25 protein-coding genes are annotated in these 22,008 nt (G+C 70.2%); 4 read left to right on the top strand and 21 right to left on the bottom strand.

Translation table 11 applies throughout. The annotated features are described in order from the left end of the window. Positions 1-34 precede the first annotated feature (34 nt). The 21 genes from B2363_RS03230 to thrS all read right to left on the bottom strand — a co-directional run bounded on the left by B2363_RS03230 (position 35) and on the right by thrS (position 18,069). On the bottom strand, positions 35-328 hold the full coding sequence (locus B2363_RS03230; protein ID WP_286928412.1) for a GIY-YIG nuclease family protein: 294 nt from the start codon (positions 326-328) through the stop codon (positions 35-37). Positions 329-498: 170 nt separating this feature from the next. Beyond that, positions 499-2,820 carry a RelA/SpoT family protein gene (locus B2363_RS03225; RefSeq protein ID WP_376785943.1) on the bottom strand — a complete coding sequence of 774 codons (2,322 nt, stop codon included), beginning with the start codon at positions 2,818-2,820 and terminating at the stop codon, positions 499-501. Positions 2,821-2,947: 127 nt separating this feature from the next. Then, on the bottom strand, positions 2,948-3,478 hold the full coding sequence (locus B2363_RS03220) for an adenine phosphoribosyltransferase (protein ID WP_286928410.1): 531 nt from the start codon (positions 3,476-3,478) through the stop codon (positions 2,948-2,950). Next, positions 3,475-3,762, bottom strand: coding sequence for a preprotein translocase subunit YajC (gene yajC / locus B2363_RS03215; RefSeq protein ID WP_286928408.1), 288 nt, complete (start codon positions 3,760-3,762; stop codon positions 3,475-3,477). Before yajC ends, B2363_RS03220 begins: the two co-directional genes overlap by 4 nt. 10 nt (positions 3,763-3,772) lie before the next feature. Beyond that, the gene (gene ruvB, locus B2363_RS03210) at positions 3,773-4,825 is read right to left on the bottom strand and encodes a Holliday junction branch migration DNA helicase RuvB (protein ID WP_286928407.1); all 1,053 of its coding nucleotides are present in this window, start codon (positions 4,823-4,825) and stop codon (positions 3,773-3,775) included. A 2-nt stretch (positions 4,826-4,827) separates the two neighbouring features. Continuing rightward, positions 4,828-5,418 carry a Holliday junction branch migration protein RuvA gene (gene ruvA / locus B2363_RS03205; protein ID WP_286928405.1) on the bottom strand — a complete coding sequence of 197 codons (591 nt, stop codon included), beginning with the start codon at positions 5,416-5,418 and terminating at the stop codon, positions 4,828-4,830. After that, positions 5,415-5,927 carry a crossover junction endodeoxyribonuclease RuvC gene (ruvC, locus tag B2363_RS03200; protein WP_286929012.1) on the bottom strand — a complete coding sequence of 171 codons (513 nt, stop codon included), beginning with the start codon at positions 5,925-5,927 and terminating at the stop codon, positions 5,415-5,417. The genes ruvA and ruvC overlap by 4 nt, the downstream gene beginning before the upstream one ends. Positions 5,928-6,014: 87 nt before the next feature. Continuing rightward, entirely contained in the window at positions 6,015-6,407 is a 393-nt protein-coding gene (locus tag B2363_RS03195; RefSeq protein WP_286928403.1) for a hypothetical protein, read from the bottom strand. A 24-nt stretch (positions 6,408-6,431) separates the two neighbouring features. Further along, on the bottom strand, positions 6,432-7,190 hold the full coding sequence (locus B2363_RS03190; RefSeq protein ID WP_181756010.1) for a YebC/PmpR family DNA-binding transcriptional regulator: 759 nt from the start codon (positions 7,188-7,190) through the stop codon (positions 6,432-6,434). 19 nt (positions 7,191-7,209) lie between these two features. Further along, complete coding sequence (gene pdxT / locus B2363_RS03185; RefSeq protein ID WP_286928401.1) at positions 7,210-7,803, bottom strand: pyridoxal 5'-phosphate synthase glutaminase subunit PdxT; 594 nt, start codon at positions 7,801-7,803, stop codon at positions 7,210-7,212. Between the two features lie 26 nt (positions 7,804-7,829). Continuing rightward, a complete protein-coding gene (locus tag B2363_RS03180; RefSeq protein WP_286928400.1) occupies positions 7,830-9,251 on the bottom strand; it encodes a signal peptidase I in 1,422 nt (473 codons plus the stop codon). After that, complete coding sequence (locus B2363_RS03175) at positions 9,248-9,934, bottom strand: SipW-dependent-type signal peptide-containing protein (protein WP_286928398.1); 687 nt, start codon at positions 9,932-9,934, stop codon at positions 9,248-9,250. The genes B2363_RS03180 and B2363_RS03175 overlap by 4 nt, the downstream gene beginning before the upstream one ends. Beyond that, entirely contained in the window at positions 9,916-10,671 is a 756-nt protein-coding gene (locus B2363_RS03170; RefSeq protein WP_286928396.1) for a hypothetical protein, read from the bottom strand. The genes B2363_RS03175 and B2363_RS03170 overlap by 19 nt, the downstream gene beginning before the upstream one ends. Continuing rightward, a complete protein-coding gene (locus B2363_RS03165) occupies positions 10,668-11,243 on the bottom strand; it encodes a signal peptidase I (protein WP_286928395.1) in 576 nt (191 codons plus the stop codon). The genes B2363_RS03170 and B2363_RS03165 overlap by 4 nt, the downstream gene beginning before the upstream one ends. Positions 11,244-11,290: 47 nt before the next feature. Beyond that, positions 11,291-11,830 carry an alternate-type signal peptide domain-containing protein gene (locus B2363_RS03160; RefSeq protein WP_181756016.1) on the bottom strand — a complete coding sequence of 180 codons (540 nt, stop codon included), beginning with the start codon at positions 11,828-11,830 and terminating at the stop codon, positions 11,291-11,293. Between the two features lie 257 nt (positions 11,831-12,087). After that, a complete protein-coding gene (locus B2363_RS03155; protein ID WP_286928394.1) occupies positions 12,088-13,146 on the bottom strand; it encodes a signal peptidase I in 1,059 nt (352 codons plus the stop codon). After that, positions 13,143-13,775 carry a SipW-dependent-type signal peptide-containing protein gene (locus B2363_RS03150; RefSeq protein WP_286928393.1) on the bottom strand — a complete coding sequence of 211 codons (633 nt, stop codon included), beginning with the start codon at positions 13,773-13,775 and terminating at the stop codon, positions 13,143-13,145. Before B2363_RS03150 ends, B2363_RS03155 begins: the two co-directional genes overlap by 4 nt. 218 nt (positions 13,776-13,993) lie before the next feature. Beyond that, on the bottom strand, positions 13,994-14,905 hold the full coding sequence (gene pdxS, locus B2363_RS03145) for a pyridoxal 5'-phosphate synthase lyase subunit PdxS (RefSeq protein WP_181756019.1): 912 nt from the start codon (positions 14,903-14,905) through the stop codon (positions 13,994-13,996). A gap of 70 nt (positions 14,906-14,975) precedes the next feature. Beyond that, positions 14,976-15,581, bottom strand: a complete 606-nt coding sequence (gene pgsA / locus B2363_RS03140) for a phosphatidylinositol phosphate synthase (protein ID WP_181756020.1) — start codon at positions 15,579-15,581, stop codon at positions 14,976-14,978. Beyond that, on the bottom strand, positions 15,581-16,084 hold the full coding sequence (locus B2363_RS03135; RefSeq protein ID WP_286928390.1) for an HIT family protein: 504 nt from the start codon (positions 16,082-16,084) through the stop codon (positions 15,581-15,583). Before B2363_RS03135 ends, pgsA begins: the two co-directional genes overlap by 1 nt. After that, positions 16,084-18,069 (bottom strand): threonine--tRNA ligase, encoded by a 1,986-nt coding sequence (thrS, locus tag B2363_RS03130; RefSeq protein WP_286928389.1) that lies wholly within the window; start codon positions 18,067-18,069, stop codon positions 16,084-16,086. The genes B2363_RS03135 and thrS overlap by 1 nt, the downstream gene beginning before the upstream one ends. Positions 18,070-18,213: 144 nt before the next feature. Here thrS and B2363_RS03125 point away from each other — a divergent pair, with 144 nt between their 5' ends. Genes B2363_RS03125 through B2363_RS03110 form a run of 4 tightly spaced genes read left to right on the top strand, consistent with a single transcriptional unit; the run spans position 18,214 to position 22,007 of the window. Then, entirely contained in the window at positions 18,214-18,969 is a 756-nt protein-coding gene (locus B2363_RS03125) for a hypothetical protein (RefSeq protein ID WP_286928388.1), read from the top strand. 43 nt (positions 18,970-19,012) lie between these two features. Further along, complete coding sequence (locus B2363_RS03120; RefSeq protein WP_181756024.1) at positions 19,013-19,789, top strand: MBL fold metallo-hydrolase; 777 nt, start codon at positions 19,013-19,015, stop codon at positions 19,787-19,789. Next, entirely contained in the window at positions 19,786-21,828 is a 2,043-nt protein-coding gene (locus B2363_RS03115; protein ID WP_286928387.1) for an alkaline phosphatase family protein, read from the top strand. The genes B2363_RS03120 and B2363_RS03115 overlap by 4 nt, the downstream gene beginning before the upstream one ends. After that, positions 21,825-22,007, top strand: coding sequence for a hypothetical protein (locus B2363_RS03110; RefSeq protein ID WP_286928385.1), 183 nt, complete (start codon positions 21,825-21,827; stop codon positions 22,005-22,007). The genes B2363_RS03115 and B2363_RS03110 overlap by 4 nt, the downstream gene beginning before the upstream one ends. Position 22,008: the final 1 nt, after the last annotated feature.

Below are 22,008 nucleotides of genomic sequence, written 5' to 3'. Positions count from 1 at the left end.
GTGCCGGCGAGCGCAGCGAGACGGTGTATCGAGATCATGCGTCCCGGCGCCAGCTGCGCTTCTTCGCCAGCCCGGGCAAGAGGTGGAAGTCGCCGCGCATGAGTGCTTCGCGCTTGGCTCGAGACCACCCCTGGATCCTCTTCTCCGCCGCGAACGCATCGACGACTGATGCGAACTCGTGGGACCACAGGAGCTCGACCGGGAGCCGGTGCCTCGTGTACTCCGCGCCCGTGCCGGTCTGGTGCTGGTGGAGGCTCCCGGCCAGGTTGCGTGAGCTGCCGACGTAGTAGGAGCCGTCCGCGCACCGGAGGATGTAGACGTGGGCCATCCGCTCAGCGTGGCGGAGATCGCTGGGCCGGTGCCCTTCGTCCACAGCTGATCTCGATACGCCGCTCGCTGGCGCTCGCGAGCTACTCGATCACCGGGCAGCCGGTGATCGAGTGCCGGCGAGCGAAGCGAGACGGTGTATCGAGATCACGTGTCTCGACGCTGGATGGCCTACTGGGTGACGCGGTAGGCGTCGAAGACGCCCTGGACGCCGCCGACGGCCTTCAGGACGGCGCCGAGGTGCTTGGCGTCGGCCATCTCGAAGGTGAAGCGGCTCTTGGCGACGCGGTCGCGGCCGGTGCTGAGGGTGGCCGACAGGATGTTGACGTGCTGGTCGGAGATCACCTTGGTGATGTCGGACAGCAGGTGCGGACGGTCGAGGCCCTCGACCTGCATCGCCACGAGGAACGTGGTCTTGGCGTTGGCGACCCAGCGCACCTGCACGACCCGCTCGGTCTGGTGCGCCAGCTCCACGAAGTTGACACAGTCCGAGCGGTGCACGGAGATGCCGGAGCCGCGCGTGACGAAGCCCTCGATCTTGTCGCCCGGCACGGGCGTGCAGCAGCGCGCGAGCTTCACCATGACGTCGCCAGAGACACCCACCACCTCGACACCGGCGTCGCCGCGGGCCGTGGACGGCCGGCTGGAGCGCAGCGGCATCGCCGTGGCCTCGGCGGCCTCCTCCTCGGCACCCTCGCGGCCGCCGGCGAGGTCGATGACGCGGTCGACGACGCCCTGCGCGCCGACGTTGCCCTCCCCCACCGCGGCGTAGAGCGCGGAGATGTCGGCGTGGCCCATCTCCTTGGCCACCGTGTCGAGGTTCGCCTGCCGGAACAGGCGATGCATCGGCAGACCCTCCTTGCGCATCTGCTTCGCGATGAGGTCCTTGCCGTGGTCGATGGCCTCCTCGCGGCGCTCCTTCGTGAACCACTGCCGGATCTTGTTGCGCGCGCGGGGGCTCTTGACGAAGTCGAGCCAGTCGCGGCTCGGGCCGGCGGTGGGCGACTTCGACGTGAAGATCTCCACCACGTCGCCGCTCTCGAGCTCGGACTCCAGGGACACCAGGCGGCCGTTCACGCGGGCGCCGACGCACGCATGACCGACCTCGGTGTGCACGCCGTAGGCGAAGTCGACCGGCGTGGCGTGCGCCGGCAGCTGGATCAGGTCACCACGAGGCGTGTAGGCGTAGACGCCCGCGTTCTGCATCTCGAAGCGCAGCGAGTCCAGGAAGTCGCTGGAGTCCTCGGTCTCGGACTGCCAGTCGACCAGCTCGCGCAGCCACATCATCTCGTTGCCGCCGGGTCCGTCCTTGCTGGCCTTCCCGCCGACGGCCGCGAGCGACTCGGCCTTGTACTTCCAGTGGGCCGCGACGCCGAACTCGGCGCGGCGGTGCATGGCGTAGGTGCGCAGCTGCAGCTCCACCGGCTTGCCCTGCGGGCCGATCACCGTGGTGTGCAGCGACTGGTACATGTTGAACTTCGGGACACTGATGTAGTCCTTGAAGCGGCCCGGGATGGGGTTCCACCGGGCGTGCAGGACGCCCAGCACGGCGTAGCAGTCGGCGACGTCGTCCACCAGGATGCGCACGCCGACGAGGTCGAAGATGTCGGAGAAGTCGCGGCCGCGCACGAGCATCTTCTGGTAGATCGAGAAGTAGTGCTTCGGCCGGCCGGTGACCTTCGCCTTGATCTTGGCGTGGCCGAGGTCGGAGTTCACGTCGCGGATGACGCGCTCCAGGAACGCCTCGCGCGACGGCGCGCGCTCGGCGACGAGCCGCACGATCTCGTCGTAGACCTTGGGGTGCAGGGTGGCGAACGCGAGGTCCTCCAGCTCCCACTTGATCGTGTTCATGCCCAGGCGGTGGGCCAGGGGCGCGAAGATCTCGATGGTCTCGCGGGCGATGCGCTCCTGCTTGTCCTGGCGCAGGTAGCGCAGGGTGCGCATGTTGTGCAGGCGGTCGGCCAGCTTGATGACGAGCACGCGGATGTCGCGCGCCATCGCGACGACCATCTTGCGGATGGTCTCGGACTGGGCGGAGTCGCCGTACTTGACCTTGTCGAGCTTGGTGACGCCGTCGACGAGGTGGACGACCTCGTCGCCGAAGTCCTTGCGCAGCTGCTCGATCGTGTAGGAGGTGTCCTCGACGGTGTCGTGCAGCAGGGCCGCGCACAGGGTGGGCGCCGTCATGCCGAGCTCGGCGAGGATCGTGGCGACGGCCAGCGGGTGCGTGATGTACGGGTCGCCGCTCTTGCGCTTCTGGCCCTCGTGCATCGCCGCGGCGACCTCGTAGGCCTTCTCGATCGACGAGACGTCGCCCTTGGGATGGGTGTCGCGGTAGACCTTGATCAGCGGGTCGAGGACCGGGTTGCCGCCGCCGGTGGACTTGCCGCCGATGCGGGCCAGCCGGCTGCGCACGCGCGCGGAGGTGCGTGCCGAGTCCGGGGTCCTGGTCTCGGCAGCCTTCGTCGATGGTCCATCGATGCGCTCAGCCACGCGTGCCTCCTTCAGTCCATCCTACGGAGGGCGCTTCAGAGGGCGCCGGTGAACACCGAGGCGAGCACGCCCAGGACGAGCGCGGCGATGGCGATGATGGCGACGATGCGGACGGTGCGCTGGCTCATCAGTACTCCAGGAGTGCGGTCAGGGGGACGTCGCCGAGCACGGCGCGACCCTCGAGGGCGGACAGTTCGATGAGGACGAGGCTGCCGGCGACGACGGCGCCGGCGCGCTCGAACAGACGGCCGGCGGCGGCGAGCGTTCCCCCGGTGGCGAGGACGTCGTCCACGACGAGCACGCGGGCGCCCTCGGGAACGGCATCGGCGTGGATCTCGACGACGGCGTCGCCGTACTCGAGCGAGTAGGACTCCGAGAGGGTGCGCGCGGGCAGCTTGCCGGCCTTGCGGACGGGCACCAGGCCGATGCCCAGCGCCTCGGCGATCAGCGGCGCGAGCAGGAACCCGCGCGCCTCGACGCCGGCCACGACGTCGAGCGGTCCGAAGGCCCTCGCCGCGTCGACCAGAGCGGAGACGGTGGCGGCCAGCCCCTGCGGATCGGAGAGCAGCGGAGTGATGTCGCGGAACGTGACGCCGGCCTCGGGCCAGTCGTCGATGGCGCGGATGAGCCGCGCGGCGGCGTCCGGGAAGTCGCTCATGCTTCGGGGTCGATCACGTCGGGCGCGACGACCTCGGCGACGGCCGCGCGCGCCACGGTGATGACCACGCCGGGCGCGATCTCCAAGCCGACGGTCTCGTCGTCGATCGTCGAGATGGTGCCGTGGATGCCACTGCTGATCATCACGCGGGCACCGGGCTTCAGCGCCGACTGCATCTGGCGCAGCGCCGAGTACTGCTTCTGCCGTTCCCGCATGGGACGGATGATCAGCAGGAAGAAGACCAGGGCCAGCAGGATCAGGGGCAGGAAGTCAGCGAACGTCACCGGATGGAGTCTAGTCGGCGGAGTCGAAGGGCAGCTGCCCGGCATCGACCCCGGCCGGGGGCGTCAGGCCGAGGTGTCGCCAGGCCGCCGGGGTGGCGATCCGCCCACGCGGCGTGCGGGCCAGGAAGCCCAGCCGCACCAGGAAGGGCTCGGCCAGCTCCTCCACCGTCTCGCGCTCCTCCGACACCGCGACCGCCAGCGTGGCGATGCCGACCGGTCCACCGCCGAAGTTGCGGCACAGGGCGTCGAGCACCGCGCGGTCGAGCCGGTCGAGGCCGAGGTCGTCGACCTCGTACAGGTCGAGGGCGGCCTGCGCGATCGCGTGGTCGACGGCGCCGTCGGCGCGGACCTCGGCGTAGTCGCGGACGCGTCGCAGCAGGCGGTTGGCGATGCGCGGGGTGCCGCGGGAGCGTGAGCCGATCTCCGCGGACGCCTCGGCGCTCACCTGCAGGTCGAGCAGGTCGGCGGAGCGCCGCACGATGCGGTCGAGGTCGGACGGCTCGTAGTAGTCGAGCTGGGCCGTGAAGCCGAACCGGTCGCGCAGGGGGCCGGGCAGCAGGCCGGCGCGGGTGGTGGCGCCGACGACGGTGAACGGCGGGATCTGCAGCGGGATGGCGGTGGCGCCCGGACCCTTGCCGACGACGACGTCGACCCGGAAGTCCTCCATCGCCATGTAGAGCAGCTCCTCGGCGGGCCGCGACATCCGGTGGATCTCGTCGATGAACAGCACGTCGCCCTCGTTGACGCCCGAGAGGATCGCCGCGAGGTCGCCCGCGTGCTGGATCGCCGGGCCGCTGGTGAGGCGCAGCGGCGCCGCGAGCTGGTTCGCGATGATCATCGCGATCGTGGTCTTGCCCAGCCCGGGCGGGCCGGACAGCAGGACGTGGTCGGGGGTGCGGTCGCGCGCGACCGCGGCGTCGAGCACGAGCGCGAGCTGCTCACGGACCCGCTCCTGGCCGACGAGCTCGTCGAGGGTGCGCGGTCGCAGGGCCTGCTCGAAGGCGCTCTCCTGAGGGGACGCGGCCTCGGCCACGATCGACTCGAAGTCGTCGTACTCGTCCATGCTCACCGGCCTCGGTCCATCGATCGCAGGGCGTCGCGCAGGATCGCCGAGATGTCGGGATCGGGACCGACACCGTCGGCCACCCGGTCGATCGCGGCGTCGGCGTCCTTGGCCGACCAGCCGAGCCCGACGAGCGCCTCGTGCACCTGGTCGCGCCAGGCGGGACCGGCCGGCGAGACGGCGGACGAGGCGACGGCACCGACCCGGTCCTTCAGCTCCACCACGATCCGCTCGGCGCCCTTGCGGCCGATGCCGGGCACCTTCGTGAGGGTGGCGTGGTCGGACGAGGCGATCGCGGTGCGCAGCCGCTCGGGCGGGAGCACCGCGAGCATCGCCTGGGCGACCTTCGGACCCACGCCGCTGGCGGTCTGCACGAGCTCGAACATGTCGCGCTCCTCGGCGTTCGCGAAGCCGTAGAGCGTCATCGAGTCCTCGCGCACGACCATCGAGGTCCACAGCGTGGCCTCCTGGCCCAGGCGCAGGTCGGCGATCGTGGAGGGAGTGCACATGACGTGGTAGCCAACGCCCTGCAGGTCGAGGACGGCGGAGTTGAGCGAGACCGCGGCGACGGCGCCACGCAGGTGGGCGATCATCGGGCCGCTCCGGCCGCGGCGACGGCGGCGGCGAGTCGGTTCTGGGCGGCGCCACGCCAGATGTGGCAGATCGCGAGGGCGAGGGCGTCGGCGGCGTCCGCGGGCTTCGGCGGCGCGTCGAGGCGAAGCAGCCGGGTGACCATCGCCGCAACCTGCGCCTTGTCGGCGCGGCCGCTGCCGGTGACGGCGGCCTTGACCTCGGACGGCGTGTGCAGCTGGACGGGGATCCCGTGGCGCGCGGCCACGAGCATCGCGATCGCGCTGGCCTGCGCGGTGCCCATCACGGTGCTCACGTTGTGCTGGCTGAAGACCCGCTCGACCGCGACCACGTCGGGTCGCTGCCGCACGACGATCTCGTCGAGGGCACGCTCGAGTCGCAGCAGCCGCTTCGCGAGGTCGAGGTCGCTCGGGGTGCGGACGACGCCGACGTCGACGAGGTCCAGCGGACGGCCCACGAACCCCTCGACGATGCCGACGCCGCACCGGGTCAGGCCGGGGTCGACGCCCAGGACGCGAAGGGAACGCATGTTCGACACTCTAGGCGGTGGCGGCGACGCGCCCGTGGAGGCACGCCGCCCGGTTCGTCGGATCGGCGGTCAGCCGGTCAGCTTCCCGTCGGGCGTGCGGGAGATCTCCTCGGCGAGCTCGGCGGCGACGCGGCGGGCGTTCCCGCGTCCGGCGACGAGAGTGCGGTGCAGCGGCAGGTCGGAGCCGTCGCGGCGCAGCTCCACCGGGTAGCGCGCGAGCAGCAGCCAGCCCGCGGCGAGCAGCACCGGGACGAGCGCCAGGGCCCACGCCCGGTCGCTCTTGACGAGCACCGGAGCCAGCACCGCGAGCAGGATCAGCCCCACCACGACGAGCAGCGGCGCGAAGCCGCCGGCGGCCGGGGCGCCACCGACGACGAGGTCCCCCTCGCTGCCGCGCAGCGCGGGTCGGCCGACGCGAACGCTCCAGCCGACTCCGTCGGGAGTGCGCACGCGTCGGTCCATGGCCACATCATGGCCGAGGCCGGCTCAGAGGTCGGCCATGACCTCGTCGGGCGCGTCGAAGTTGGCGAAGACGTTCTGCACGTCGTCGCTGTCCTCGAGGGCGTCGATGAGCCGGACGACCTTCGCGGCACCCTCGGCGTCGACCTCGACGTGCACGCTGGGCACGAACGAGGCGTCGGCCGAGTCGTAGTCCAGGCCCGCCTCCTGCAGCGCGGTGCGCACGGCGACGAGGTCGCCCGGCTCGCACAGCACCTCGAAGCTGCCGTCGTGGTCGTTGACCTCCTCGGCACCCGCGTCGAGCACGGCCATCAGCACGTCGTCCTCGTTCGTCGGGCCACCCTCCTGCTCGGCGGGGACGATGATGATGCCCTTGCGGCTGAACATGTAGGACACCGAGCCCGGGTCGGCCATCGTGCCGCCGTTGCGGGTCATCGCGGTGCGGACCTCCATGGCGGCCCGGTTCTTGTTGTCGGTGAGGCACTCGATCAGGAACGCGACGCCGTTCGGGCCGTAGCCCTCGTACATAATCGTGGTGTAGTCGACTCCCCCGCCGTCGGCGCCACCGCCGCGCTTGACCGCGCGGTCGATGTTGTCGTTGGGGACCGACTGCTTCTTCGCCTTCTGGATCGCGTCGTAGAGCGTGGGGTTGCCCTCGGGGTCAGGGCCACCCGTGCGCGCCGCGACCTCGATGTTCTTGATCAGCTTGGCGAACAGCTTGCCGCGCTTGGCATCGATCGCGGCCTTCTTGTGCTTGGTGGTTGCCCATTTGGAGTGGCCCGACATGACGTTCCTTTGCGTAGTCCTAGCTCTGCTTCACGAGGTCAACGAAGAGTCCGTGCACACGGTCGTCGTCCCCGACCTCGGGGTGGAAGGACGTCGCCATGAGCGGCCCCTGCCGCACCGCGACGATTCTACCGGCGGCCTCGCCCGAAGGGACCTCGGCAAGCACCTCGACCCCGGGGCCGACCTCCTCCACCCACGGCGCGCGGATGAAGACCGCGTGCACCGAGCGGTCCACACCCGCCAGGTCCAGGTCGACCTCGAACGAGTCGACCTGGCGACCGAAGGCGTTGCGACGGACCGTGACGTCGAGGCCGCCGATCGTCTCCTGGCCGGGCGCGCCGTCGCGGATCCGGTCGGCCAGCATGATCATCCCGGCACACGTCCCGAAGGTCGGCATGCCCTCCTTCACGCGCTGGCGCAGCGGCTCGAGCAGCTCGAAGGTGCGGGCCAGCTTGTACATCGTGGTCGACTCGCCGCCGGGCACGATGAGCCCGTCGCACCGCGCCAGCTCGGCCGGGCGGCGGACGGTGAACGCCTCGACGCCCAGTCGCTGGAGCGCCTGGACGTGTTCGCGCACGTCTCCCTGGAGCGCGAAGACGCCGATGGAAGTCACCCCGAGAGTCTAGTGCGCGGGCCCCATCAGTTGATCGTGAACCGGATCGTCCGCTCGGTGACCATCCGGCTCGAGGAGTTGTCGTAGACCCTCAGGTAGAGCGTGTAGGTGCCGGACTCCGCGAACGGCGACACCCCGGAGGTCGTCAGCGGGACGCGCCACGTGACCGGACTCGCCGTCGAGGTGGGCAGCGTGGGACTCACGTCGGCCTGGTGCCACGTTCCGCACCCGCTGAACAGCGGCCAGCCGGAGGACGTGTCCCAGCACCGTGTGAGCAGGAAGTTGACGCGCTGGAGCCGGTACTCCACGCGGTAGATCCCGTCGCTGTCCGCAGCCGTTCCGCACGGCGACCGGCGACCGCACTGCGCCAGCGTGGTGGACTGGGCAGCCGACGGGGACGCGTAGGCCGTGGAGTCCTGAGGAGTCGTGAACGTGATCGCGGGCGGCAGGTTGACGCTTCCGCACTGCAGGTCCGTGGTCCCGGTGAGCGAGACGTTCGTGTTGCGCGTGCCGTTCGAGAGCCACGGGGACGTCGCCGTGCCCTTCAGCTCGGAACGGCCCGTGAGCTGGTAGTTGCCGGGTGTCAACGAGGATCCACCGATGTCGGCGCGCCTGACCTGGGTGGTCACGACGCTGTCGGGCGCGCCGGTCGGTGAGACGCGCCGGAACGGCGTGGCCGGGAGCGATCCGCCGGCCGGCGCCACGTACCAGATCTGGTTGTAGCGCTGCGACGCCACGAGCGTTCGCAGCGTGATCGAGGTGCCACCCGCGTCGTTCGTGCACACGGGAGAGCCCCAGTCGAAGATCCGCACCTGGTGGGAGTGGATCTGTCCGGCCTCGAACGTGGAGCTGTCGGTGAAGTAGGCCTCGGTCCGGGGAATGGGCACGAGGCCGGCCACGGCGATGCCGATGGCCGCCACCCCGGCTGCGCCGGTGCCCATGGCGGACCGGGTCTCGCGCCCGGCGCGCTGCCACAGCCGGACCGCCAGCAGCGCCACGATGATCCCGGCCGCGAAGAGCGCCCACGGTGTCGCCATCGCGTTGGCCACGTACCCGAGGTACGGGACGTCGAGGAACACCCGGTCGACCTCGGTGGCCAGGTACGGCTGACTGTCGGGCTGCGCGTTGGCGTCACCGCGGAGGGTGAAGCTGACCTGCTCGCCGGCCTTCTCGACCTCGACGACCCGGTGCGTCACGCGAACACCGCTGGCGCTCTCGACGGAGATCACGTCCCCGACGGCCACGTCGCCGGCATCGACCGTCTTGGCCAGGCCGAGCGCGCCCGCGTGGATCGCGGGCTCCATCGAGCTCGAGCGGAAGATGAGGGGCTGGACGCCGGCGACCACACTGGCGAGTCCGAGGACGAGCGACAGCGCGCCGAGGACGGCCGTCACCCACAGCAGCGCATTGCCGCCGGTGCGCAACACGCGCAGGAGCCGGTGGCTCATGGCGCGCCGACCTGCTTGGCGGAGATGACGACCCGGATGGTCGTGGACGTCCCCTGGAAGGAGTTCGGCGCGGCGGACGACAGACCGGCCAGCATGCAGACACGGATCGACTCGTTGGCGTTCATCCGGATCGGTGCGTTGTTCGGGGTGACCGGCTGTCCCGTGGTCGAGAGCACGTGGTTGGTCCACCACGGCGTACCGCCGGTGCACGTACCGGTGCGGTTCACCGCCTCCCGGGTGCCGACGTTGTTGGCCGTGCCACCCAGCATGGTCGTGGCCGAGAGGTGCGGATTCATGTCGTTGGTCGTCGAGGTCCCGACCGCGGTGAAGGTCAGCGGCGTCGTGCCGACGTTGCGCATGTGCAGCTCCATGCTCACGGACTCGCCGGGCGAGACGTTGTCGAGCTGCATGACCGAGTACGTCCACGACTGGTTGAGTCCGACGGCCTCCCACCGGATCTCACCCGTGACCGGGTCACGGCCGCCGAGCTGGAGGTCGAGACTGCCTGCCTCGATCTTGCCGGTGGTGAACGCGGCGGTGTCGGCCCAGTACGCCGTCGTGCCCACGGCGGCGAACCCCAGCACCAGTCCGAGCGACAGCAGCAGCCGAACCGGGACCGACGCCACCACTCGCCACGTCGAGCGCAGGCGACTGTGGTGGCTGGTCATCGCGGTGTCACGCATGGTTCGTCTTCCCTTTCGCGCCGCCCGGCCGCGATGAACGCGGCTCCGGCGGTGATGGCGAGGATGGCCGTCCAGATCAGTATGGCTGGGGTGTCCGACCCCGTGCGCGCCAAGTCACCCGAGTCGTCGCGGGCGCCGGCCCCGGACCCGTCGAGGTCGTTCGAGTCCGCCGGAGCCGCAGTCGGGTCCTCGTTGGCGCTGTCGTCCGAGTTGTCGGTCGGACGGTCGGTGGGCGTCTCCCCGCCGGGCTCCGGATCCGTGCTCTCCACGGCCTCGGCCAACCGGACCTCGATCACGAAGTCCAGCGAAGCGGCCTGGGAAGCGTTGGACGAGGCCGGGTCGAAGGCCGCCTCCAGGTCGACGCGCACGGCACTGCCCGGACTGATGCTCGCCGCGGTGAGCTCCGGCGACGAGACACCGTTGCGGAGGACGAACCAGCGTCCGTCCACCCGCGCGCGCAGACGGAGATGGTCGGCGCCCAGGAGCCGGGCGGTGTCGTCGCTTCGCACCGAGGCCGTCAGCTCGGCGTCCGAGCTCTCCTGGTTGCGGACGTGGAACGAGACGGTGCGCTTGTCACCGGGGACCCAGACGGCATCCTGCTCGAAGAGGGGCTCGCTGATGGTGTCGGCCCATTGCGTACCGTCCGTGCTCAGGCCGATCCCGTCGTCAGCCGCTGCGGGCGCGATGCCCGCGAAGGCGAGGCCGAGCGCGAGGGCGGTCGTCAGGAGCCGCCTCATTGCCTCGCCTCCTCGTCCGTGGGTCGAGCACGTCTGAACCGCTCTCGGAGTGCCCCGCCCAGCATCCAGGCGGCGTACAGTCCCAGTCCCCCGGCGACGACGTAGACAGCGGCGTTGCGCCGGTCCTGTCCGATCGCGTTGCTCATCCATCCCAGCTTGGGGACGGCGTACCAGAGGGTTCCCTTGATCTGCACCGGCATGACCGGCGTTCGGTCGACGCTCGAGTTGGCGTCGCCCTGCGTGATGAAGCGGCGCTCACCGTCGGCTCCGAGGGCCACGGAGACGACACGGTGGGTCACGACCGCTCGCTCACCCGACGCCAGCTGGTAGGTCACGACCTCGCCGACGCCGATCTGTTCGGCGGGGGTCGGCCTCACCACCACGAGCGTTCCGGGCGGGAACTTCGGCTCCATGGAGCTGGTGAGGATGGTGTAGGGCGTGGCGCCCCCGATCCGCGGGATCAGGACACCGACCGCGACCGCCGAGACGGCCACGAGGATGACGAGCCAGGCAACCACCTGGCCGGCCCACCGGAGCGCCGTGAAGCGCCCTCGGTCGGTCGTACTCGTCATCCCCGTGACCTCACTCATCGATGGTCGATTGCGAACTCAAGCCTTCGTCACGGCGTGGCGTCGGACTGCGTGAGCGTGATGTTGCCCTCGGTGAGGTCGAGCGTCATGCCCTGCGACGTGTTGTCGACGGTCGTGCCGAACGGAAAGTCGACGACGACGGTCGCGCCGAGCACGTCACCGTCGTTGGCGTCGGTGATCTCGGCGCCGGCCGCCAGCGGAGCAGCATCGAGCGTGTACGTGTCGGTGACGGTCATCTTGTCGGCGACGCTCGCCGTTCCGTCCAGACCGGTGAAGTCGACGTCCGCCTGCAGGTTGTCGCCCGTCGCGCCGATGGTCCACGTGCCCGTGTAGCGGAGCGTGTCACCGGGAACGACCAGGACGGAGGAGAGGTCGTTGCCTGCCACGGCGGTGCCGTTCAGCGTCCAGGTGGCCGCCGTGCCCGAAGGCGTCAGGGTCAGCGTGCCGGCCTCGATGTTGCCGCCGACGACGTCGCCCTCGGCATTCCAGTACGCGAGCGAGCCTGCGCCACCCAGCAGCAGGACGGCGGCGGCTCCGGCGGCGACGGCGCCCTTGGTGGACTTGTTCATGTGTTTTCTCCTTGGGTTGGCTGATCGACCATCGATCAGTTGCTTCATCTATGTAACGACGGATCGACGGAAAAATGACGCCGAATTCCGAAAGAATCTTGGGTGTATGACAGAGGTCACGACGAGATTGTGACATGGGTCCCATGGACTGGGACATTTGTTCCACGAGCGGGGGAACAGGACGCAGGGGGAATCCACACGCGTCCGGGGACGCGGCAGGCGTTAACCCAACCGTAACATTCATCACATGCGTTTACTCAATTCGCAGGAGATGTCACCGTCGAACAGCTGAAGTCGTTGAAGAACGCCGACCGCGTCACGCGGTAGGACCGGTAGCTGGCCGATCGCCAAGTGAGCGCTCCCCCGGGACCGACGAGGGCGGAGTACACGCGCAGGTGGTAGGTGGTCGAGGAGAACCAGCCGCCGGCGGACCCGGAGTTGAACGTGAAGCTGTTCGTGCCGTTGGGGGCCACCGACCCCTCGACGTCGGGACTGCCGAACGCGGCATCGTCGTCCACCTCGTAGTAGTAGCCGTGGCGCGCGTCGTCGTCCGACCAGCTGACGACCGCCGACGTCGAGAGGAAGGGCTTGCTGCAGCTGATGCTCGACGGACGCGTCGGGAGGGACGCCGCGCCCACGGAACCGGTGGTCAGCTGCGCGGAGTCGCTGAAGGCTGCCGTCGTCGACTCCACCGCCGGACCCACCGTCGCGGAGAGGGCGAGCGCAGCCAACGAGACGCCCATCGTCACGGGGCGGAGCACGGAGCCCGCACCGCGCGTCGAGGCGTCGCCATCGACGACGTCGTCGCCGTCGTGGCCCGACGACGGCCCTCGGGGCTCGTCGTCGTCCTGGCGACGGAAGCCGAGGTAGAGCAGACCTGCCACGACGAGTCCGACGACGAACATGCCGTTGGGAGAGCCGACGAGATTGACCAGGCGGCCCACCTGGGGCACGGCGAACGAAACGCGCTCCACCTCATCGACGCGGTAGGACTCCTGGTCCGGCGAGAGGTTCGCGTCGCCCTTGAGCTGCAGGATCGCGCTCCCGTCGTCCTGGCGATCGACCTTCGTGACCCGGTGCGTGATGCGCGTGCCGCGATCGTTGATCACACTCACGATGTCCCCCTCGGCGAGGTCCACCGCTTCGACCGTCGTGGCGAACGCGAGGTCGCCGGCACCGATCGCGGGCTCCATGGAGCCCGACGTGAAGACCAGCGGCGTGAGGCCGAAGGCGAACATGACACCCGTCCACACGAGGCACAGCGTTCCCAGGGCAGCGCCGATCCACAGGATCGTCTCGCGCAGTCGGCGTCTCACAGGAGCTGCGATGCCGTGAGACTGAAGGTGGTGGTGGCGCTCGTGCTCTGCGCCGCGTTGCTGGCGGTGGCGGGAAGCGACACCTGGATGCAGAGGTTCTTGCTGAAGGTCGTCCCGCCCAGGTTCACCACGGGGTTCGTGCCACCGATCACCGACTGGCCGGTGGATCCGAGCACCACGCCGGTGGAGACGCTCGTCCCGGTGCAGGAGGCACTGCGCAGCCCGTTCGCATTCGTGGTCTGCGTCCCGGCGGTCCCCTCGAAGACGCTCCAGCGCAGGTGGGAGGCGAGCCCACCGGCCGACGTGGCGGTCGCACTGAGCCCGAAGCCCGCCGTGTTGGCCCGGCGTTGCACCGGGACGGTGAAGGCGAAGCTCTCGCCGGGAATCAGGGAGGATGCCGACAGGGCCGTTCGGGTGACCGCGCCGCCCTGCCCGGAGAGCTCGCCGTCGATCAGCAGGTCCAGGGAGCCCGACTGGATCGTGCCGCTCGTCAGCTGGGCCTCGTCCGTCCAGTAGGCCAGGGTGTTCACGCTGGTCAGGCCCAGCGCGAGACCGAGCCCCAGCAGCGCGCGGGTCCGCCGCATCGCCACGACGGCGAGCAAGCGAGAGGGGATGGAGCGTCTCAGCATCAACTTCTCTTCCTTCTCCCCCGCCAGCAACTTCGGACAAGTCCCATACAACGACGGAACGTGGGGCTGATGGGGTCAAACGTGAAAGAAACGCGAGTTAGTGGCTGAGATCACGACTGATTGATGGTGTACGGCTAGTTCGTTGTGACCAGGTCCATGACACGAAAGAACGCCCCCGGTGGATACCGGGGGCGTTCTGACGAAAAGGGTGGACGCACTCACCAACCGCGAGTCTCCAGGCGGTGGGGCTCGGGGATCTCGTCGACGTTGATGCCAACCATGGCCTCGCCGAGACCGCGCGAGACCTTGGCGATGACGTCGGGATCGTCGTAGAACGTCGTGGCCTTGACGATGGCCTCGGCGCGCTGGGCGGGGTTGCCGGACTTGAAGATGCCCGAGCCGACGAACACGCCCTCGGCGCCGAGCTGCATCATCATCGCGGCGTCGGCCGGGGTGGCGATGCCACCGGCGGTGAAGAGCACGACGGGGAGCTTGCCGGCCTCGGCGACCTCGACGACCAGGTCGTACGGCGCCTGGAGCTCCTTGGCCGCGACGAACAGCTCGTCCTTCGGCAGGCTCTGCAGGCGAGCGATCTCGGCACGGATCTTGCGCATGTGGCCCGTGGCGTTGGAGACGTCGCCCGTGCCGGCCTCGCCCTTGGACCGGATCATCGCGGCGCCCTCGGTGATGCGACGCAGCGCCTCACCCAGGTTCGTCGCACCGCACACGAAGGGAACCGTGTAGGCCCACTTGTCGATGTGGTTGGCGTAGTCGGCCGGGGTCAGGACCTCGGACTCGTCGATGTAGTCCACGCCGAGGCTCTGCAGGACCTGCGCCTCGGCGAAGTGACCGATGCGCGCCTTCGCCATGACGGGGATCGAGACGGCCTCGATGATGCCGTCGATCAGGTCGGGGTCGCTCATCCGCGCGACGCCGCCCTGGGATCGGATGTCGGCCGGCACACGCTCGAGCGCCATGACGGCGACTGCGCCCGCGTCCTCGGCGATCTTGGCCTGCTCGGCGTCGACGACGTCCATGATGACGCCGCCCTTCAGCATCTCGGCCATGCCGCGCTTGACCCGGGCGCTACCGGTCGTGGACTGGTCGTTGCTGGGGTTCTGGGTGCTCACAGGTCAAGTCTACGAGGCGTCGGCGGCGCTTCACGCATCGCTCGGCGCCCGCGAGACGGACGGCCCCGGATCAGGCCGCTTCGGCCTGCCGCTTGACCATCGCCATCCGCTGCCCGACGGTCACCGCGCTGGCGACCGCGAGGGCCCAGAGCGTGATGTGCTGCAGGACCGGCAGGTCGAACAGGCCCGACAGGCCGGTCATCACGAGGATGGCCACGAGGCGGTCGGAGCGCTCCGCGATGCCGCCCTTGGCCTCCATGCCGAGCGACTCGGCGCGAGCCCGCGCGTACGAGGTCAGGCCGCCCAGGACGAGGCACGCCAGCGCGAGGCACAGGTAGACCTTCGAGTCGCCCTCCCACGCGTACCAGAGCGCGATGCCGCCGAAGACCGCCGCGTCGCCGACGCGGTCGAGCGTGGAGTCCAGGAACGCCCCGTACTTGGAGGTACGGCCGAGCTTGCGCGCCATCGTGCCGTCGATGATGTCGCTGAACACGAACGCCGTGATGAAGATCGTGCCCCAGAAGAACTCGCCCTGCGGGAAGAGCCACAGGGCACCGACGCAGACGCCGATCGTGCCGACCCACGTGACCATGTCGGGGGTCACGCCGATCTTGATGAGGCCGTCGGCGACCGGCGAGAACAGCCGGTTCCAGAAGGCACGGAAACGCTCCAGCATCAGGCCATCTTCTCCCACACGTCCCGCAGCAGCTCGGCCGACTCGGCGATCGTCTGCGGCAGCGCCTTCGTGCGCCCGACGACGGTCATGAAGTTGGCGTCGCCGCCCCAGCGCGGGACCACGTGCTGGTGCAGGTGCTGCGAGATCGAGCCACCCGCCGAGGCCCCGAGGTTCAGCCCCACGTTGAACCCGTGCGGCGAGCTGACCTCGCCGATCGCGCGGATCGCCTGCTGGGTCAGCAGGGTCAGCTCACTGGACTCCTCGAGCGACAGCTCGGTCAGGCCCGACTCGTGGCGCAGCGGCAGCACCATGAGGTGGCCGGGGTTGTACGGGTACAGGTTCATCGCCACGAAGCAGTGCTCGCCGCGCACCACGATCATGTCGGTCTGCCGCTCCCCCGCGACCATCGCGCAGAACGGGCAGCCCGTGTCGTTGCCGGCCTCCCGCACGTAGGCCATGCGGTAGGGCGCCCACAGCCGTTCGAGGCCGTCGGGATCGGGCATCAGACCTGCACCCGGTCGCGGACGGCCGTCACGATCTTGTCGATCGCGTCGTCGAGCGACACCCCGTTCTCCTGCTCGCCGTTGCGGAAGCGGAACGAGACGGCGTTCGCCTCGACGTCCTTGTCGCCGACCAGCACCATGTACGGCACCTTCTGCGTCTGGGCGTTGCGGATCTTCTTCTGCATGCGCTCGTCGGAGTCGTCGACCTCGAAGCGGATCCCCTCGGCGCGTAGGCGCACCGCGAGCCGCTCCAGGTACTCCACGTGCCGCTCGGCCACGGGAATGCCGACGGCCTGCACGGGCGCGAGCCACGGGGGGAAGGCCCCGGCGTAGTGCTCGACCAGCACGCCCATGAACCGTTCGATCGAGCCGAACTTCGCCGAGTGGATCATCACCGGCTGCTGCCGGGTGCCGTCGGCGGCGACGTATTCGAGGTTGAACCGGTCGGCGGACGGCATGTTGAAGTCGTACTGCACGGTGCCCATCTGCCACGTGCGGCCGATCGCGTCGCGCGCCTGCACCGAGACCTTGGGCCCGTAGTAGGCCGCGCCGCCCGGGTCGGGCACCAGCTCGAGACCGGTCGCCGTGGCGACCTCCTCGAGGACCTGGGTGGCGTTCTCCCAGTCCTCGTCCGAGCCGATGAACTTGTCCTTGGACGCGTCGCGGGTCGAGAGCTCGAGGTAGTAGTCGTCCATCCCGAAGTCGTCGAGCAGGCTCAGCATGAAGTTCAGCAGGTGCGCCACCTCGGCGGGGGCCTGCTCGGGCGTGACGTAGGAGTGCGAGTCGTCCTGGGCGAAGCCGCGCACGCGGGTCAGGCCGTGGATCACGCCCGACTTCTCGTTGCGGTAGACGTGACCGAACTCGAACAGGCGCAGCGGCAGCTCGCGGTACGAGCGCTGGCGCGACCGGAAGATCAGGTTGTGCATCGGGCAGTTCATCGCCTTGAGGCGGTAGTCGCCACCGTCGATCTCCAGCGCCGGGAACATGCCCTCGCCGTAGTGCGGCAGGTGGCCGGACGTGTAGAACAGCCCCTCCTTCGCGATGTGCGGCGTGCCGACGTACTCGAAGCCCTCCTCGATGTGCCGGCGGCGGACGTAGTCCTCCATCTCGCGCTTGATGACGCCACCGCGCGGGTGGAACACCGGCAGGCCCGAGCCGATCTCGTCGGGGAAGCTGTAGAGGTCGAGCTCGGTGCCCAGGCGGCGGTGGTCGCGGCGCTGGGCCTCCTCGATGCGGTGCAGGTGTGCCTCGAGGTCCTCCTTGGACGCCCAGGCGGTGCCGTAGATGCGCTGCAGCTGCTTGTTCTTCTCGTCGCCGCGCCAGTAGGCCGCGGCCGAGCGCATCAGCGTGAACGCCGGGATCCGCTTGGTGGTGGGCAGGTGCGGGCCGCGGCACAGGTCCTTCCACGCCAGCGATCCGTCGCGCTTGAGGTTGTCGTAGATGCTCAGGCCGCCCTCCCCGACCTCGACGCTGGGGCCCTCGGCAGCGCCCTCCATCGACTCGTTCCCGGCGGTGGACTTCAGGCCGATCAGCTCGAGCTTGTACGGCTCGTCGGCCAGCTCGGCGCGGGCCTCGTCGTCGCTGATCTCGCGACGGCTGAACTTCTGGCCCTCCTTGACGATCTTCTTCATCCGAGACTCGATCTTCGCGAGGTCCTCGGGGGTGAACGGGACCTCGACGTCGAAGTCGTAGTAGAAGCCGTCCGCGATCGGCGGGCCGATGCCGAGCTTCGCGTCCGGGAAGAGCTCCTGCACGGCCTGGGCCATGACGTGCGCCGTCGAGTGGCGCAGGATGTCGAGGCCGTCGGACGAGTCGATCGCGACCGGCTCCACCTCGTCGCCGTCGGCCAGCTCGCGCGCGAGGTCGACCAGGTCGCCGCCGACGCGTGCGGCGATCACCTGCGGGTCCTCGGAGAACAGCTGCCACGCCCGCGTCCCGGGGTCGACCTGCTGCTGGGCTCCGGCGACGGTGACGGACAGACTCATGTGAACCCCTCGGTGACTGGGCGGCCCCTACGGCTGGGCGGCGCTCTTGGGCTCACCCTACCGAGGTCGCCGTTTCGTCCCGGGACCGTCCCCGTCCGAGTACGCTAGGTCGACTTTGCCCCTCATCTCGGAAAGGCGTTACTCATGCGCCGCACCATCCTCGGCCTCCTGGCCGCCCTCGCCGTCGGCGCCAGCGCGACGCTCGTCGCCGCCCCCGCCCAGGCGGCCCCGAAGCCGGTCACGATCAAGAAGATCTCGAACAAGTCGATCGACTGGTACGGCACGGCGCTCGTGAAGCCGAACCTCAAGACCGCCAAGAAGGTCAAGGTCCTCAAGAAGGCCATGACCATCAAGCAGGGCGGCAAGGTGCTGCGCAAGAACCGCTCCGCGGTGAAGCTCAAGCCGGGCGCGTACATCGTGACGACGAAGATCACGTACAAGTACAAGGGCAAGAAGCGCGGCGCCTTCGCGAAGCAGCGTCTCGTCATCAAGCAGGGCCGCTGCGCCTCGGTGCTCAACATGCGCACGCTCAAGACCGACGCCGCGTTCTCCCCCGACGTCAAGGGCGACAGCGTCGCGACCGTCTCCTCCAAGCTGCGTTCGGCCGGTGAGGGCGAGCGCTACACGCCCGAGAAGCTCATCGCCCAGCTCGAGGCGCTCAAGGTGCTGATGGGCGACGAGATGCCGGAGTTCGTCGTGCTCATCGACCAGGCGATCGCCGAGGTGAAGGCGCTGCAGGCCAAGGGCGTGACGCAGCTCGAGGACCGCGTCTACCAGGGCTGCGGCAAGCAGGACATCGACGTCTACGCCACGTTCGCCAACGGCGAGCTGATGTCGGCCGAGGACGACTCGGAGTTCATGGGCATGAGCGCGGCCCGCGCCGCACTCGCCGCGCGCTGACACATCCCTGTCACCGGGGCCCCCGGATGGTCCACACTGAGGCATGACGGCCGTCACGTGGTGGGGACACTCGTTCGTCACGATCGAGCTCCCGGGGGCCACCGTGGTGACCGATCCGCTGATGTCCCGGCGGCTCTTCCACGTGCGGCGCGCCTCGGACCCTCCGCCGGCGCACGCCACCCGGGCCGACCTCGTGCTGATCTCGCACCTGCACCACGACCACCTGCACCTGCCGACCCTGCGCCGGTTCGACGATGCGGTGCCGATCGTGGTCCCGCGCGGGGCGGTGCAGGCGGTGCGCTCGCTGGAGCGCCTCCAGACGATCGAGGTCGTGCCGGGCGACCGGCTCACCGTTGCCGGTGTCGACGTGGAGGTGCTGCCCGCCCGTCACGACGGTCGACGCGACAAGCGGCCCGGCGCCGCGGAGGCGACCTCCCTGGGCTTTCGCTTCGGCCGTGACGGGACCACCTGCTGGTACCCGGGCGACACCGGCGTGATGGACTTCGCGGCGGTCGAGCCGGTCGATCTCGCACTGGTGCCGATCGGCGGCTGGGGGCCGTCCCTCGGCGACGGTCACCTCGACCCCGAGCAGGCCGTCGAGGCGGTCCGCGCGGTGGGCGCCCGCTGGATCCTCCCGGTCCACCACGGCACGTACTGGCCGGTGGTGCTGCGCTCGTCCGGCCCCACCCACGAGCAGTGGTTCCAGCGGCCCGCGCCGCGCTTCCGGGCCGCCGCCGCGGGTGCCGGGCTCGGAGCCCGCGTCGTGATGCCGCCGATGGGTGTCCGCACGCCCCTGCCGCGTGGGACCATGCCGGTGTGAGCCAGACCACGCCCGTCGGGTGGGCCGCCGCACCCGTGCAGGCCGCACGACGATCTCGGTGGGTGCCGCGCGTGCCGGACCTGCTGCAGGCGCTGTGGACGGTCGTCGTCGTCGGGGTCGGCGTCACCCTCGGCCTCCTCGCCGTGGGCGAGGAGGTCTACGACGAGCTCGAGCTCGTCCTCGTCGTCATGGTGGCGATGTTCCTCGTCGACGTCATCCTGGCCACTCCCCTGCGCCTGCTGGCCTCGCGCGGCAGCGTGCTGCTCGCGATGGCCCTCGGTCTCGGCGCCCAGGTGCTCGTGCTCGGCGCCGCCATCAGCCTGGGCGCCCGGGCGAACCTCTCCGTCGGGGACACGGTCGTGGTCCTGCTGGTCGCCTCCGCGGTGATGGCGGTCGGTCGCTGGTTCTCCGGGGCGACCGACAGCGGCTACGTGGTCGGCGCCGCCACCGCCCGCACCTCGCGTGCCCTGCGCTCGCGGACCGACTCCGACGGGCGCGGCATGCTCATCGTGCAGCTCGACGGCCTGGCGCTGCCGGTGCTGCGGCGCGCCATCGCCGGCGGCCAGGCACCCAACATCGCCCGCTGGATCGGCTCCAGCCACACGCTGAGCGGGTGGTGGGCCACCATCCCGTGCACGACCCCCGCCAGCATGGCCGGCTTCCTGCACGGGAGCCCCGACGTCCCGGCGTTCCGCTGGTGGGACCGGCGGTCGGGCCGGCTGCTCGCCGCGGGCAACCCGGCCGACTCACGGCTCGTCGAGTCACGGTTCCCGCCCGACTCGGGGCTGCTCACCGAGGGCAGCGCCATCAGCACGACCTACACCGGCGGTTCCTCACGGGCGTACCTCACGATCAGCAAGGCGACCCGCGCCCGCGACCTCGGCTCCGGCTCCGCCTACCTGGCCTTCTTCATCCGTCCGTTCCTGCTGCCCGGCGCTCTCGTGATGACCGTCGGCGAGGTGCTCAAGGAGCTCCACCAGGGCTATCGCCAGCGCGCCCGCGACGTGCAGCCCCGCATCCCGCGCAAGGGCGGCTACGTCGTCCTGCGCGGCGTGACGAACGTGCTGCTGCGCAAGCTCAACCTGTCGCTGGTCGCCGAGGAGATGGCGAGCGGCTCGCCGATGATCTTCGTGGACTTCGTCGACTACGACGAGATCGCGCACCACGCGGGTCCGGAACGGCCCGAGGCGATGCGCGCGATCGAGGGCCTCGACGGCGTCCTGGCGGCGCTCGAGGAGGTCGCCCGCTCGGTCGCCACCCCTTACGACCTGGTGCTGGTGTCCGACCACGGGCAGAGCCTCGGCGCACCGTTCTCCCAGTTGGCGGGCTGCTCATTCCCCGACCACGTGGCGGCGCTCATGCGTCCGGACCGCGGCGGAGCGTCGCTGCTCACCACGACCGGCGGCGGCGAGGAGCTCGGGCCACTGAACGCGCTGGCCTCCTCCGTCGTCGGCGAGGGCAAGCGCCAGCCGGAGAAGGTCGTGTCCGACTCTGCCGACCCCGAGGTCGTCGTCACCGGTGGCGGCAACCTCGGCATGGTGTGGTTCCCCCGGCGTGACTCGCGGCCCACGCTCGCCGAGGTGGACGCCGCGTGGCCGCGCCTCGTGCCGGGGTTGCTGGCCAGTCCCGGCGTCGGGCTCGTGCTGTCGACCGACGACACCGGCGCTCCCCTCGTGCTCGGGCCCGACGGCACCCGCGGCCTGGGCCCCGACGGCGCCTCCACGGGGAACGATCCCCTCCGCGGCTTCCCCTCCCGGACGGCGCTCGACCTCGCGCGCCTGCACGCGCTGCCCGACTCCGGTGACCTCGTCGTGATCTCCACCGTGGACGAGCTCGGTGGGATCCATGCCTTCGAGGGGCAGGTCGGGTCGCACGGCGGCATCGGCGGCCCGCAGAACCACGCCGTGCTGATCCATCCCCGCGACTGGAAGATCGACCCCGACCTCGCCGAGCACGTGCCGGAGCTGGGCGACTCCCCCGTCATCGTCGGCGCGTGGAACGTGCACCGCCAGCTGCGCACCTGGGCGGCCGAGGCATGACCTCCCGGATCGACGACCTGGAACGGTGGGTCACTTACGGCGGCACCTGTCGCGTCGTGGAGACCGACGCCGCGGGCGCCGAGGTCGTGCTCTGCCGGTGCGACGGCGGCGAGGAGGTCGAGCGGTTCCGGACGAGCGACGTGGCCGTGATCGACTGGGTGCGCCAGCGGGCGGACTAGC

The organism is Aeromicrobium sp. UBA7512, from assembly GCF_002476985.1.
GTDB lineage: Bacteria > Actinomycetota > Actinomycetes > Propionibacteriales > Nocardioidaceae > Aeromicrobium > Aeromicrobium phoceense.
Note: the sequence above shows the minus strand (reverse complement) of the source record. Positions and strands in the feature narration are given on the sequence as shown.

What these genes read in the sequence shown, in the direction of transcription:
- B2363_RS03230 (WP_286928412.1), bottom strand. Translation starts at nt 328, where the DNA reads ATGGCCCACGTCTACATCCTCCGGTGCGCGGACGGCTCCTACTACGTC.
- B2363_RS03220 (WP_286928410.1), bottom strand. Translation starts at nt 3,478, where the DNA reads ATGAGCGACTTCCCGGACGCCGCCGCGCGGCTCATCCGCGCCATCGAC.
- ruvB (WP_286928407.1), bottom strand. Translation starts at nt 4,825, where the DNA reads ATGGACGAGTACGACGACTTCGAGTCGATCGTGGCCGAGGCCGCGTCC.
- ruvA (WP_286928405.1), bottom strand. Translation starts at nt 5,418, where the DNA reads ATGATCGCCCACCTGCGTGGCGCCGTCGCCGCGGTCTCGCTCAACTCC.
- B2363_RS03195 (WP_286928403.1), bottom strand. Translation starts at nt 6,407, where the DNA reads ATGGACCGACGCGTGCGCACTCCCGACGGAGTCGGCTGGAGCGTTCGC.
- B2363_RS03190 (WP_181756010.1), bottom strand. Translation starts at nt 7,190, where the DNA reads ATGTCGGGCCACTCCAAATGGGCAACCACCAAGCACAAGAAGGCCGCG.
- B2363_RS03180 (WP_286928400.1), bottom strand. Translation starts at nt 9,251, where the DNA reads ATGAGCCACCGGCTCCTGCGCGTGTTGCGCACCGGCGGCAATGCGCTG.
- B2363_RS03175 (WP_286928398.1), bottom strand. Translation starts at nt 9,934, where the DNA reads ATGCGTGACACCGCGATGACCAGCCACCACAGTCGCCTGCGCTCGACG.
- B2363_RS03170 (WP_286928396.1), bottom strand. Translation starts at nt 10,671, where the DNA reads ATGAGGCGGCTCCTGACGACCGCCCTCGCGCTCGGCCTCGCCTTCGCG.
- B2363_RS03165 (WP_286928395.1), bottom strand. Translation starts at nt 11,243, where the DNA reads ATGACGAGTACGACCGACCGAGGGCGCTTCACGGCGCTCCGGTGGGCC.
- B2363_RS03160 (WP_181756016.1), bottom strand. Translation starts at nt 11,830, where the DNA reads ATGAACAAGTCCACCAAGGGCGCCGTCGCCGCCGGAGCCGCCGCCGTC.
- B2363_RS03150 (WP_286928393.1), bottom strand. Translation starts at nt 13,775, where the DNA reads ATGCTGAGACGCTCCATCCCCTCTCGCTTGCTCGCCGTCGTGGCGATG.
- pgsA (WP_181756020.1), bottom strand. Translation starts at nt 15,581, where the DNA reads ATGCTGGAGCGTTTCCGTGCCTTCTGGAACCGGCTGTTCTCGCCGGTC.
- B2363_RS03135 (WP_286928390.1), bottom strand. Translation starts at nt 16,084, where the DNA reads ATGCCCGATCCCGACGGCCTCGAACGGCTGTGGGCGCCCTACCGCATG.
- thrS (WP_286928389.1), bottom strand. Translation starts at nt 18,069, where the DNA reads ATGAGTCTGTCCGTCACCGTCGCCGGAGCCCAGCAGCAGGTCGACCCC.
- B2363_RS03125 (WP_286928388.1), top strand. Translation starts at nt 18,214, where the DNA reads ATGCGCCGCACCATCCTCGGCCTCCTGGCCGCCCTCGCCGTCGGCGCC.
- B2363_RS03120 (WP_181756024.1), top strand. Translation starts at nt 19,013, where the DNA reads ATGACGGCCGTCACGTGGTGGGGACACTCGTTCGTCACGATCGAGCTC.
- B2363_RS03110 (WP_286928385.1), top strand. Translation starts at nt 21,825, where the DNA reads ATGACCTCCCGGATCGACGACCTGGAACGGTGGGTCACTTACGGCGGC.